The following is a 12,993-nucleotide window of genomic DNA, read 5'->3' on the forward strand; positions in this document are numbered from 1 at the left end:
TCCCCTGCGGTTTTGCGCACTCCTGGCGCCACCGGGTGCCTCAACCATGGAGCGCGCTCGAACCATTGGCGGAGCGCTGCGCTCGCGCCTCCCCGACCTCATGGTGCAGGCAGACGACCCCGGCTTTTTGCTGCTGGCGGGCGCTCCGAATCCGGGATGGGCCTTGCACGCTGCGCGCGAGGGCAGAACCCAGGTACTCGGCTCCCTGTTGCCGGGAACGCTGCCGAAGGATTCGCTGCCCGCCGCGCTGGAGACCTCCACCGATCCCGTCGAAGCTATGTCCGCGATCACCCGGCTGTGCTGGGGCCGCTACGTCGCGTTCATTCACGACCCGGAACGCCAACAGACAAGCTTGATGCGCGATCCGTCGGGGGCGCTGCGCGCCTATATCTGGAAGGTCGATGGTCTGACGCTGATCACGAGCGGCCTGCCCGACGCATTGCTCGACAGCGTAGGCGTGCGACCCGTGGTCGACTGGTCCGCGCTCGCAACACTGACGGCCTTGCCCGAACGGGTGGGAAGCCTGAGCGCGCTGACGGATGTCACCATCCCCCTGCCGGGAACTATCTATCATGTCGGCAAGGACGGCATCACCACGCAGGGCATCTGGTCTCCGACGGCGATCGCCCGCCAGGATCCGGCGCCCCTTGCCGATCTCCCGCGCGTCCTGGCGAATTGCATTGCCGGTTGGGGCAATGGCTCCAGCCCGGTTTCGATCGAACTGTCGGGTGGCCTTGATTCTTCCCTCATTCTGGGAGGCCTCGCCCGACGCAAAGACCGACCGGCGATCCACGCGCTCAATCTCGTGCCGGGCGCGACCGGAGGCGGAGAGAGCCGCTTTGCCAGCGCGGTCGCCGATCACTGGGACGTGCCCCTGGTAGAGGTCGGTATCCACCCCAGCGAGATCGACTATATGGCGCATATGGAGCGATCGCGACCAGAGCAGCCGCTCGTCTATGGTCTCGACCATATTGCCGACCAGACATCGGTGCGCTCCGCCGACCTTGTCGGCGCAACGACAATATTGAGCGGCCAGGGCGGCGACGCGGTGCTGTTCCAGCCACGCGGTCCCCACATCGCGGCTGACCGGCTGCGCGCCAAAGGGCCTGGGCCGACCTATTGGCGCCTGCTCGCTGAGAGCGCCGCATCGACCAACCGATCCATCTGGTCGTCGCTCTGGCGATCGCTGCGCCCACTCCCCATGCGCGCGGCCGCCAATTTCCAGCCGGCTTTGGCCGGAGCGCTGCTGCGTGCCCAGTTGGAAGCAGGTCTGCCGCTCCATCCCTGGATGGAGGAGGCGAAGCGACTGCCGCCAGGCAAGCGGCTGCAGATCGCCATGCTCTCCAACTGCCAGATATTCCACGCACCGACGCTGACGTCCGCTGGCCTTCGGCTCGCCCATCCCATGCTGTCGCAACCGGTGGTCGAGCATTGCCTTCGCGTGCCGACATGGGAGCTGGTTCCCGACGAGCGCGACCGGGGCGGCGCGCGCGACGTCTTGGCAGACTGGCTGCCGCCAGCGGTGCGCGAGCGTCGTACAAAGGGTGAGGCCACCGGCTTCTACAGCCGGGCCATCGCTCTTCAGCTCGACCGCCTGGGGCCGCTTCTGCGCGAGGGTCATCTGGTGCGGCAAAATATTATCGACCGCGCAGCGCTGGAGCCAATGCTGAACGGTGAAGCGCTGCTCTGGCGCGGTGATCATTCGCTGCTCGCAACGCTGGTGGCGATGGAATTGTGGGCGCAGCGCTGGGCTTGAGGCTTCCTCCGACCGCCAGCCGATCGCCAAGCCAAGCGGCAATGTGCTGCCACATGTCGCGGATATTGCCGGGGCTGCGAAGGTTATGCGCTTCGCCCCAATAGCGCAGCAAGGTCACGTCGCGGCCGCGACGGTGCAACTGCGTGAACATCCGCTCGGAATTGATGGCGAGTACCGGATCGATATCACCGTGGATAAGCAGCACCGGATCGCTGATCGCATCGGCCTGATAATAGGGACTGCTCAACCGATAGCGTTCTGGCGCTGCCTGCGGCCCTGTCTGCATGCTCCCCTGCCCGCCCTCCGCCCAACCAAAGCCGACCGTCAGCGGAAACCCCTCCTCAAGTGCAACCCGGTCGGCCGGCGACAGCGCGCCATGCTGAATCGCAAGGTCAGAAGGTGCCGCGCTCGCGATATAGGCGCGGAAGCGATGACTTTGGGTGGCGATCTTGAGGCTGGTGTAACCACCGAAGCTATGGCCGTAGACTGCCACCCGCTCACTATCGATTAAGCCGGTCGCAATGGCCCGATCTACCGCCTGCTCAACCTGCGTGCCAAGGGTCGCACCTCGGTCCATGCCATCCCGCGCATCGACAAGGCTGGGCATCAGCACGGCGTAGCCAAGGCTCGTGAGCAGCAATGGATTGACTGACGCGGCGACCATGTCGGGCGCAACGGCCGGTCGACGATCCATGGTGAAGGTCATCCCAGGATAGGGCACGACAATGAGCGGTAATGGCTTGCTCCTATTTCCTGCTGGACGGATCAGCCAATCCGTAAGGCCCGTAGCGGGGTTGGTCAGCGGCCGCATGTCAGGCAGATCGACATCTGCCAGATGGGCGTTGGTCCGATCGATCTCGCGAATGCCGGCCGGCCCCGAGGCCATGAGCCGGCCGACACCGCAGGCATCGCGCGTGATCAAAAGCGCGATACCTGCACGCCTGCTGCCGAAAAGCAGGCGCGTGATCGGATCGGTTGTGTGATCAGTCGTTCGATTGGCCCAGCCTAGCCAACGAAGCTGCGCCTGCGCACCCTGCGGGATGACAATGGGGGCATCGTCGCTAATGGCAGTAATCGAACGATGGTTGGCGCGAATGCCGATATCGAAGCTTTCGCTCGTCGATCGCGGCATGCTGATCGGCCCACCTTTTATGATCCTCCTGGAATTTCCAGTGCGGTCCATCGTCCATAGTCCATCAGGGCAGGCGAGGAGCAGTCGGGCGCTCCCCGCCTGCAGCAATGGTGGCTGACAGGGCAGCCGCTCCAGAGCTTTGTTGATGGAGGCTGCGGCACGCGGAGCACTCCAGCGGCTCGATCTCCCGCCCCGCTGGCCAAAGACGAGTGGAACTTCGCCCCACCAGCCCGCGCGCACCAAACGCACGCCGCTGTCGTCGGGCGGCAGGAAGGGGGTCACGTCGTCGAAAGCTGCACGAATGCGGCCAGTCCGCGCGTCAAACAGACGTAGCTCGCCTGCCGCCCAATCTTGGCCGGGCGCTCGCGCAAAGAACATCAGCCGGTCGCTCCTCGGTGCCCATTCGAGGAAACCCGGCTGGATGTCGCAGCCGATGCAGGCCTCCCGTTCCAATCCGCCCTTAGTGCGCAGGACCGACAGTCGATATTGCCGGTTCTGGTCACTCGACCGAACCGGGACGTTCAAAGGGATGACCGGCTCCGGTCCCTCGCGGAGCAGCGCGATCGAGGCGCCGTCAGGAGAAATGGCGACATCCGCAATCGGTCCATCGCCAAGCTGGGTGGTCTGTCCGGTTTCGACATCGATCATGAGAAGTCGACGCTGCGGAAGCGGCGCAGCCTCGCCTGTGCCGCCAACGACTGAGACACCGGGCTCCTGCCCCCGTGCCGTGCGCGCCCAGAGAGGGATGACCTCGGCCTGATAGCGGCTACCCGTCGCGAACGGCCACGGCAGCGCCGGACTGTCCGCTGCAACCAACAACAGGCGCTGATCGTCCAGCCAGTCTGGTGCCGGATGCAACAGTGAGGTCACGGGATGCTGCAGGAGCCAGCGCACCTCCCGCGTCGCCATATCGACGATCCCGAGCGAGAGCATCTCGTCCTTCAGCCTGAAAACCGCTAGGCGCTTGGCCGAAGGCGACAGGCTTGCGATCCAATAGCCCGCGCCATCATCCTGCGAAAAAAGCGGTTCAAGACGCCCGCCATGCTGAAGGTCGAGACGCATCACGACCCCCAGCCCCCGCCGGGTAAAGCCGTCATAGCGGTAGCTCGCGGCGCTGTCATAGCGGCGATAGCGATCGATCACCACCCATCGGCCGTCGGGATCGATGAGCGCCTGGCCGTAGCTTTCGACGCGCAGCATATCGTCCACGCCATAGGGGCGTGCGTCGGCGATGCCGGCCATCGCCAGGCATAGCGCCGCCAGCCATGGGAAACGCATGTCACGGATTCCTGATTGGTGGGGTCTGAGCGAAGCGGCGGCCTAGCCGCGCGGCGCTACCATCGTTTTTTCACCTGCATCGATACGAAGCGGCCCAGCACATCGGCATTGGCCGGGTCGTAGGCAAAGCCCAAATTGCGGTCGACAAAGGGCGGATCGCTATCGAAGAGATTCTGCACGGTGACAGCCAGGCTCAGCCCCTTGCGCCAACCCTCCGCTGTTCGCGGTTCATAGCGCAATTGCAGGTCGACGCCGTTCCACGACGAGATCGGACGCGCGGGCGCACTGATGTTGTCAGTGTAGGGACCAACATGGTTGAGCGAAAGCGTTGCCCCGACGTCGCCTCGCGCCCAATCGAGAGTGCCGCGCAGGCGGAAGTCTACGGGATTGCCCAACGTCCCTACTCGCTCGATCATGGGTGAAGCAGGCGTGAGCTGATCCTTATAATCAATGAGGATCATGCTGTTGACCGAGATGTTCAGCCGGTTCGAACCCAGGGTGAGGCTCTGACGCATCTGGATATCGACCCCGCGCACATCCACCCGGGCGGAGTTGACATAGCGCCCGTCGAGGATCGCGCGGAAGGATTCCGGGGCGAAGGTCGTCGGCACGCTCGACCCTGGCACCGCGAGCAGTTCCCGCACGCGAGCCAGATCGGCGGCGTTATGCGCGGGATCGATCAGAGTTACATAGGGCGCATAGATGGGGTTGGTGAGCGCCTGGAGAATATTCTCGGTGACCGGCTGTCCGATCCGGTTGGAGAAGCGCGTCTGGAAATAGCTGGCCTCCAAGCCAAAGCCCGGCACAGCCTTGGGCTGGACCCTGAAGCCGACAGTCAGCGATTTGGCCTTTTCTGGTTCGAGACTGCGATTGCCGCCGCGTTGGGTGAGGACCGGCAGGTTGCCACCACCCGTGGTCGGGAGCTGGGTGTAGGAGACGCGGAACGGGTCGAAAATCTCTGGGAGCGCAGGCGCGCGGAACGACGTTCCCCAGCTTCCCCGTAGCTGCAATCCTTGCGCCGGCTCCCACACCAACCCAATCTTGGGATTGGTGGTCGAACCGAAATCGGAATAGCGCTCATGGCGGACCGCGACCGACAGGTCGAGGCGCTCAACACCGGGGCGCGCATTGCCCGGGCCGACCATCGGCACGGCCAGTTCGCCAAATACGGCAACGATCGTCCGGTTCGCCTTCGGCGTCACCGGCGCGGGCGGCGTGACGCCCGAGGCGAAGGTCTGGACCGAGCGGGAGAAATGCTCCTCGCGCGCCTGCGTCCCGAAGGCGAGCTTCAGCGGCCCGCCGGGTAGGTCGAAAAGCGTGCCGTCGGCGATCATGCTGCCATTCAGCAATTCGCTGCTGTAGCGCTGGCGGATGAAGCCGCTGCCGATAAAATCGATGATGGCGGCGCTGTTGCTGCTGCCATCACCGAAAGGATTGAAATAGCCGTCGCGCGCCGCGCTATAGGCGGTTAGCGGATTATCGGCGGTGAGGCCCAGCGCTTCATTGAGCGCGCTGCTGTTGAGCAGATGATCGCTCAGCTGCCGATCAACCTGACGGGCGTGCGACATATAGGCGTCGACCTGCCAGTCGCCGCCCAGTTCCGCCCGGACGCCCGCTGTCACCGAATGGCTGCGCACCCGGCCACTGGTGAGGATCGGGCCGATATCCCTGCCAAAATCATAGGCGATCGCCACTGACGAACCGCCGGTGGGCGAAACGAACCAGGGATTGGCGCGGGTCACGCTCATGATGGTGAGCGACGGCTGCGATTTCGCATCGAACTTGCGATCGGAATAGCGGCCTTCGGCATAAAAGGTGAGGCCGGCGGTCAGTTCCTGTTCCCCGCTCACGAACAGGCTGTGCCTGTCCTGCTTCGAGAGCAGGTCGACATGGGCGCGCGGACTGGAAAGACTGGCGCCGGGTAGGAAGTCGCTGGGCTCAAGATCCGTGCCATCCTGTCCGTCGGGAATGGCATAGGCAGGGACATAGGTGCGGCTCACGGGGTCTAGCACCACAACGGTGCCGGGAGCCGAGAAATATTGGCGGTAGTCATGGCCGCCGAGCTGCCGCAGGTCGGCTGAGCGCGTATATTTGCGCGCCGATCCAGGGAGGCGACCGCGATGCTGGTATTCATAGGCCGCAAGGATATGACCGGTCGCCCAGCGGGCACCCACCACCTGTCCGGCGATGATGTCCTCACTGCCGCCTCGCGTCACCGTGCCGAGGCGCAGCCGACTCTCAGCCCCTTCGAAATCCTTGCGCAACAGGATGTTGACCACGCCGCCGATCGCGTCCGAGCCGTAAAGAGCCGACGCGCCATCAGCCAAAACCTCGACCCGCTCGACCGCAACTGCAGGAATGCTGGAGAGATCGGTGAAATCGCCCTTCCCGCCCGCGCCCGCGGTCCGGCGGCCATTGACCAGGGTCAAAGTTGCGTCTGAGCCTAAACCGCGCAGATTGATGCTCGCCCCAAGACCGGGGTTGATGCTGACGCGGTCCGAGCCGGTAAGGCTGGTATCCTCATTGGCCATGCCGCCGAAATTCTGCGGCAGCAGCGCCAGCGCCTCTGCAACCGTACCCGCGCCGGAGCGGGCGATGTCGGTGGCCGTCATGCTGATCACCGGCGATGAGGGCGGCGCTGCCGAGCGGATATTTGTGCCGGTAACGACAATCCCAGCTGCTGCCATGTCCGGCGCGCGAACCGGCTTCGGCCGAGGCGCGATTGCCTGGGGTAGACGCTGGGGGACCGGTCGATGCTGGGACTGACCCTGTCCTTGCGGCGATGGCGCCCCGCGCGGCGAGAGCACATAGACATTGCGGCCCTGATGGCTGACGGTGATCGGATAGCCGCCGATCAGCTTGTGCAGCGCCTTGTCGGCATCCATCGATCCCACGACCGAGCTGGTGCGACGGCCCTCTACCAACTGGCTACGATACAGAATCTGGCGGCCCGTCAGCACCATGTACCGCTGCAACGCCTGATCGAGCGAACCCGCCGCGATGTCGAAACGCGGATGCACCTCCTGCGCATAGGCCGCCGGTGCCATCGCGGGAACGCTCGCCAACGCCCAGGCCGCACACAGGAGTAGGCCGCGACGCTGTGCAGACCTTGCCCGTTTCGGCGAATCCATACGATGGACGTTCCTGGCTGTCATGGTTTCCCTTCCCCTGCTGGTCCGGCGGACCGAGGAGCGGGTCTCCCGCCTTCCCCTGTCGCCTAATTCTGTAACGTAGAGGAACGGGGGTAACCCTGGACGATATGTGAAATTTTTAAATCAGGATCGCACAGGGTCAGGGACAAGACGGATAGTGCCATTGGTTTGCGGCTCCGCGCGTAACGGGTAGAGCGCGATCACGGCCCGGATGAAGGCATCGCGGTCGCCAACGGCAAATCCGCCGTTGACGCGCTCATCCGCGAGATCCGGCGCCTCCAGGATGATAGGCGCCTTGGAATAACGATTGACTTCATCGACTGCGGCGGCGAGCGATCGGCCCTCGAACTGGAGCCGGCCGGTGGTCCAGGAGGTGATCGCCTCGACATTGCCCCGCTCTTTCTCGCCAAGTCCCGCTTCCCGCGCCATCATCATGTCGCCCGGCAACAACTGATCGGTGCATTTGTCGGACGGGCATTGCGCGGCATCCACCCGCACCTTGCCCTCGATCAGAAGGATATTGGCATCCGATTGCTGGCGATCGATCTCGAAGCGGGTGCCGAGCGCTCTCACGGTCGCCACGCCCGCATCCACATCAAAGGGACGGCTCTTGTCATGCGCAACATCGAACATCGCCCGGCCGCTGATCAGGGCGACGCGTCGATGCCCTGACGAGAAATTTATGTCGACGGCGCTTGCGCTATCGAGATGGAGCCTCGTGCCGTCCTCCAGGCGAACCAGGCGTTGCTCCCCAATTCCCGTTTCATAATGGATCGCCACTGGCCGGAGGAGGAATGTGCCAAGGGTCATAGCTCCGGCAATAACCGTGCCTGCCACCCACAACATTGGTCGACGGATGCCTGACCGAGGCGCGGTTCGCTCGATTGCGTCATCGACCAGAGCAGCAATTTGCGGGTCTTTCCCGAGCTTCTGTGCGCTCTCCCAATGCCCATTTAGTCGCTCATAGGCGGCGGCATGGCGCGGATCTTTCTTCCAGGCAAAGAATTGCTGGAGTTCGGCCGTGTCCGCAACGCGGGAATTGAAGCGCGCAACCCAATAGGCTGCGTCTTCCTCGATTTTTTTATCTTCTTCGCTGCCCATCGTCATCCCTACCCTCAGTCCGACAGCCGTTGTGCACACAATATAAGTGCCTTGCTCACCCGTCCCTCAACGGTCTTGACCGAAACTCCCAGCCTTTTCGCGATATCTGCATTCGTCATGCGGGTGAACCGCGACAAAAGAAAGACCGTCCGAAGATCCGGTGGCAAAGATTGGACGGCCTGTTTGAGGCCGAGGAAATATTCCTGCTCTCCACAGTCTTCTATGTCCCAGGAAGGATCGGGATCATTAGCCGCCAGCGGTGCGGGACGGGTCTTGTTGCGGCGCATTTGATCGAAGGCAAGGTTGAGCCCGATCCGGAGCAGCAGCGCGCGGGGCCGACGCTCCGCCTCCTCTTCGCTGTAGCGCGCTACCCGCATATAGGTGTCCTGCACCAAATCCTCCGCTTCAAGACCAGAGCCCGCGAACCGGCGTTGCAGCCTTCCGAGCAGCCAGCCCGCATGATTGCGGTACAGCCTGTCGACCATCCCGTCCTGCCGGCTACCCATTGGCAGCCACGGCGTTTTCCCTTGCTCGCCGGTCATTACCCGCGCCTTTCCTTCAATTACGAAGGGCGTGCCGCCCCATAAGGACGGCAAAGGAAAAGCTCCATGCCGGTGCATCGCGCAAAGGGCGCGCGCATGGATCGGCCATGCCAGCACCAAGTCTGACTCGCCGATCTTCGGTACAGGGGTTTCCACGCCCCGCCATCGGCCTCCCGACGGCACCAAAGAGAATTCCGTATCGAGAATCGGCTGGCAAGGGCTTGAAAAAAGGGGTCGGGTGTTGGAAATCCTGTACAAGGACCCGTTATTTGGACGTCGCGCCGCTGCCGACCGGCCAGGCCAAAAGCCCGCCGATCCCCCGGCCCATGGGACACGCGTCCTGTTTCACGGCACCCGACATCTCCTCCATAGCGCAGCCGCCGCGACTGTCTAACTGCGCCGCGCAAAGCGCAGAAAAAATAATGGCTGAGCTGTTCCTGCGCAGCAATCTGCGGGTTCTTCGCCAATTAGCTGCGGAGATTCGGCATTTAGCTGCGGAAACTCCGCGGCTAAATGCCGAGTTGCGGCGAAAAGCTCTCCCGATCCGCGAATGATTCGATACGCGCGAACTGTCCGACACACTGAGGCTTCGAATGCGGCGATCCGCTTTTATGCGATGATTACCAAGCGGCCTGATTGATACAAGGCACATATTTTTCTTGGCTTTTCTACGCCAAAGGGGGAATCTGGGGGAATGAAGACGTCTCTCGATCATCTGCCCGAACGTAAACAGCGGGAGCTCGGCGAAATCCGTCGCATATTGTTCGAAGAGTTTGAGGACACGATCGCCGGGCGTAATGCCCCTCATCGCAAGGCCGGTCGGATCCTCAAGGTTATCCTCTATGGATCACATGCGCGCGGCGACTGGGTAGAAGACCCGGTCGGTGGTTATTTCTCCGATTATGACGTGCTGGTCGTTGTGAACCATGAGGAACTCGCGGATCCGATCGAATATTGGAGCAAGGCCGAGGACCATCTACTCCGGGCCCACACCATCTCAAAGAAGCTCAGTGTTCCGGCGCACATCATTACCCACAGCCTGACCGACGTGAATAAACAACTGAAGAAGGGTCGCCCCTTCTTTCGAGACATCCTCCGTGATGGTATTGCTCTCTATGAAGCACCTGACAATCCGTTCGATCAGCCAGTTACTTTGCCGCCGGACGAAGCACGAGCAGAGGCACAAAAGCATTTTGACAAATGGTTTCCGAGCGCAACAGCATTTTTCAGCATGGCTCGACACGCACTTTCGGAAGGAAATGAAAACGAAGCCGCGTTCGTTCTGCACCAGACCACTGAACGACTTTATGACTGCTTTCTCCTCGTTAGTACGTTGTACGCACCAAAATCACACAAGATTAATTTGCTCAGGTCACAGTGCGAACAGTTGGATGCAAGGTTGATTCAAGCGTGGCCGCGGGATACAAAATTCACGCAGCGTTGTTTCGAACTGCTGCGCGGTGCTTATGTCAACGCACGTTACTCAGAGCATTATAAAATCACTGCCGAGGAACTGGAATGGATTTGTGAGCGGATTACTATACTCCAAGGATTGGTAAAGGACATTTGCCAAGAGCGACTGGGATCGTGACTAAGAGCGCCGCTGACACCCTCCCATGACAAGGCCGGGCTTCACCCCGGCCTTAGATTCAATCACCAGATTTTGACCCGATCCTTGGTCGGAAGATAGAGCTTCTCACCGGGTTCAGGCTTAAACGCGGCATACCATTCATCAAAGTTTCGAACCGTGGAAATGCGGTATTGAGCGGGCGAATGGGAATCCGTGACGAGCCGTTGGCGCAGGGCGGCCTCCCGATATTTGATCCGCCACACCTGCGCCCATCCGAGAAAGAAGCGCTGGTCGCCGGTCTTTCCGTTTATGACCGGAGCTTGCTTACCGCCCAGTGAAGTATGATAGGCATCGAGAGCAACAGCCAAGCCTGCCAGATCGCCGATATTCTCACCCAAAGTCATGGCCCCCTTCACATGCACACCGGGGAAAGGCTCATAACGATCAAATTGATCGACAAGGCGTCCGCTGAGCGCCTTGAAGGTGGCGACGTCGGCCTCACTCCACCATGGGTTGAGCTTCCCGGTCTCATCATATTTTGAACCCTGATCGTCAAAATGATGGCTGATCTCATGGCCGATCACAGCGCCGATCGCGCCATAGTTGACCGCCGGGTCGGCATTGGGATCGAAAAAGGGCGGTAGCAGGATGGCAGCGGGAAAGACGATCTCCACCTTGCCGAAATTGGCATATGCATTGATCTCCATGGGCGTCATGCCCCATTCCCAACGATATATCGGCTTGCCAAGCTTTCCCACCTGATAGTCGAAGGCAAACTGGTTGGCGCGAACTGCATTGCCGAACAGATCGCCCGCCTTGATCATGAGACCCGAATAATCGCGCCATCTGTCTGGATAACCGGTCTTGGCCGTAAACGCGGCCAGCTTGCGGCGAGCCCTGATTTTCGCGGTATCACTCATCCAGGTCAGCTTATCGATCCGGCGGCCCATGGCCGCGATCACATTCTGGACCAGTGCGTCCATCGCCTCCTTCGTTTCAGGCGGGAAATATCGCGCGACGTAGGCCTTCCCAACCTCCTCTCCCAAAGCGCCCTTGAGAAAATCGATGCCACGCTTCCAACGTTCCGGCCGCATTGGCGTACCAGCTAGGATTGTACCGTAGAAGGCGAAATCCTCGTCCCCGATATGGTCGGGCAGGAAATCGGCATAGGTATGGATGCTTCGCACGAGCAAAGCATCCTTCAGAACCTGAAGCGGAGTCTTCGCGATGAGCGCCGCCTCCCCCGCAATGGCGCTGGGCTGCGCGACAATCATCTCGGCGGGTTTGATGCCGTTCGCGGCAAAATAGGCAGGGAAGTCGAACCCGGGCGCGTCCACCGTCAATTTGGCGAGTGTGGTCTTGTTGTAGACCCTATCGACGTCGCGGCTTTCGACCCGTGACCAATGCAGCTTCGCTATTGCCGTCTCAAACGTCATCAGAGCGTCAGCTCGGCTGCCGGCGTCAGTTTCCCCAATCAGAGTCAGCATTTGTGTAAGATACGCACGATATGCCGTCCGGATCGCGGCCATTTTGTCGCTTTGCTCGAGATAATAATCGCGATCCGGCAGGCCCAAGCCGCCCTGACTCAGCTTGATGATATAGCTGTCTGGCTTTTTATCGTCCTGCCCAACGTAGAGGCGAAAAGGACCGGCAACACCAATGCGATTGGCCTTCGCAACGAGGTTTTCCAGGCCAGCTTTGTCGCGCAATTCGCTGATTTCCCGGAGCCATGGTGCGATTGTCGTTAGACCCGCTTTCTCAACGGCAGCACGACCCATATAGCTCGAATACGCTGCCCCAATCTTGTTCAAAGGGTCTTTTCGGGCCGCGTCCAGAATTGCCCTTGTGCGTTCGCGCGAGAGGTCTTCCAGAAGGTTGATCATGCCGAAGCTGGCCTTGTCCTCCGGGATCGCCGTGCGCGCATCCCAGTTTCCATTCGCATAGCGGGAGAAATCCTCACCCGGCGACGCTTCATGGTCCATGCCATCTTCATCAAGCCCGTAAGTACCATAGGCCGAAGCATTCGATCCGGAGGGCGCGCCCTGATCTGCGTGTGCTGCTGGAAATGAGAATACAGCCAGAAACATTGCTGCACCTAAGTTTGACGATCGCATCCCGAACCCTCTCGAAAGATCCAAGGTGTCAAACGGCGTTCAAAAGGGACCCCCGATCGGCGTCGAAGAGGGACCCCCTTTTCAGATAATATGATGCTGGTTTGTTGAAGATGGCCTTGCGCTGCGTGCGGCGGAGGGCGGGCGTAGCCCGACCGGAGGCGCGCGCAGCGCAAGATAGATTTTTGAAGGCGCCGAAGGTGGCTGTCAGCTGCGGTTTTTGAAGCGCCAGCTGTCGTTGCCCGTCTCGACGATATCGCAGTGGTGGGTGACGCGGTCGAGCAGCGCCGTGGTCATCTTGGGATCGCCGAACACGGTCGGCCATTCGCCGAAGGCGAGGTGTGACCGGAC

General features: G+C 61.5%; 9 protein-coding genes. 3 read left to right on the top strand and 6 right to left on the bottom strand.

Annotation, left to right across the window (positions count from 1 at the left end; genetic code table 11):
• Positions 1–46: 46 nt before the first annotated feature.
• Positions 47–1,756 (top strand): asparagine synthase-related protein, encoded by a 1,710-nt coding sequence (locus YP76_RS27480; protein ID WP_158230105.1) that lies wholly within the window; start codon positions 47–49, stop codon positions 1,754–1,756.
• Here the strand turns inward: YP76_RS27480 and YP76_RS25940 are convergent.
• The 4 genes from YP76_RS25940 to YP76_RS25955 form a co-directional block, all read right to left on the bottom strand.
• Positions 1,638–4,166, bottom strand: coding sequence for an alpha/beta hydrolase family protein (locus YP76_RS25940; RefSeq protein WP_046766258.1), 2,529 nt, complete (start codon positions 4,164–4,166; stop codon positions 1,638–1,640). The genes YP76_RS27480 and YP76_RS25940 overlap by 119 nt on opposite strands.
• A 56-nt stretch (positions 4,167–4,222) precedes the next feature.
• Positions 4,223–7,321 carry a TonB-dependent receptor gene (locus YP76_RS25945; protein ID WP_082718749.1) on the bottom strand — a complete coding sequence of 1,033 codons (3,099 nt, stop codon included), beginning with the start codon at positions 7,319–7,321 and terminating at the stop codon, positions 4,223–4,225.
• Between the two features lie 120 nt (positions 7,322–7,441).
• Positions 7,442–8,419 carry a FecR family protein gene (locus tag YP76_RS25950; RefSeq protein WP_062017348.1) on the bottom strand — a complete coding sequence of 326 codons (978 nt, stop codon included), beginning with the start codon at positions 8,417–8,419 and terminating at the stop codon, positions 7,442–7,444.
• Between the two features lie 14 nt (positions 8,420–8,433).
• Positions 8,434–9,117, bottom strand: coding sequence for an RNA polymerase sigma factor (locus YP76_RS25955; protein WP_139111427.1), 684 nt, complete (start codon positions 9,115–9,117; stop codon positions 8,434–8,436).
• Positions 9,118–9,230: 113 nt separating this feature from the next.
• Between YP76_RS25955 and YP76_RS28065 the strand changes: the two genes are divergently transcribed.
• Positions 9,231–9,515 carry a hypothetical protein gene (locus YP76_RS28065; protein ID WP_139111426.1) on the top strand — a complete coding sequence of 95 codons (285 nt, stop codon included), beginning with the start codon at positions 9,231–9,233 and terminating at the stop codon, positions 9,513–9,515.
• Between the two features lie 140 nt (positions 9,516–9,655).
• On the top strand, positions 9,656–10,552 hold the full coding sequence (locus tag YP76_RS25965) for a HEPN domain-containing protein (RefSeq protein ID WP_046766262.1): 897 nt from the start codon (positions 9,656–9,658) through the stop codon (positions 10,550–10,552).
• 62 nt (positions 10,553–10,614) lie between these two features.
• Here YP76_RS25965 and YP76_RS25970 read toward each other — a convergent pair whose 3' ends face one another.
• Both YP76_RS25970 and YP76_RS27485 read right to left on the bottom strand, forming a co-directional pair.
• Entirely contained in the window at positions 10,615–12,645 is a 2,031-nt protein-coding gene (locus YP76_RS25970; protein ID WP_046766263.1) for a M13 family metallopeptidase, read from the bottom strand.
• Positions 12,646–12,849: 204 nt separating this feature from the next.
• Positions 12,850–12,993, bottom strand: a 144-nt coding sequence (locus YP76_RS27485) for an ATP-binding protein (protein ID WP_198147607.1), incomplete at its 5' end; no start/stop codon positions are given.

It is taken from the genome of Sphingobium chungbukense, from assembly GCF_001005725.1.
Lineage (GTDB): Bacteria > Pseudomonadota > Alphaproteobacteria > Sphingomonadales > Sphingomonadaceae > Sphingobium > Sphingobium chungbukense.

Excerpts from the sequence above, each read along its gene's own strand:
- YP76_RS25965 (WP_046766262.1), top strand. The coding sequence starts at position 9,656 with ATGAAGACGTCTCTCGATCATCTGCCCGAACGTAAACAGCGGGAGCTC.
- YP76_RS25970 (WP_046766263.1), bottom strand. The coding sequence starts at position 12,645 with ATGCGATCGTCAAACTTAGGTGCAGCAATGTTTCTGGCTGTATTCTCA.
- YP76_RS25950 (WP_062017348.1), bottom strand. The coding sequence starts at position 8,419 with ATGGGCAGCGAAGAAGATAAAAAAATCGAGGAAGACGCAGCCTATTGG.
- YP76_RS25940 (WP_046766258.1), bottom strand. The coding sequence starts at position 4,166 with ATGCGTTTCCCATGGCTGGCGGCGCTATGCCTGGCGATGGCCGGCATC.
- YP76_RS25945 (WP_082718749.1), bottom strand. The coding sequence starts at position 7,321 with ATGACAGCCAGGAACGTCCATCGTATGGATTCGCCGAAACGGGCAAGG.
- YP76_RS27480 (WP_158230105.1), top strand. The coding sequence starts at position 47 with ATGGAGCGCGCTCGAACCATTGGCGGAGCGCTGCGCTCGCGCCTCCCC.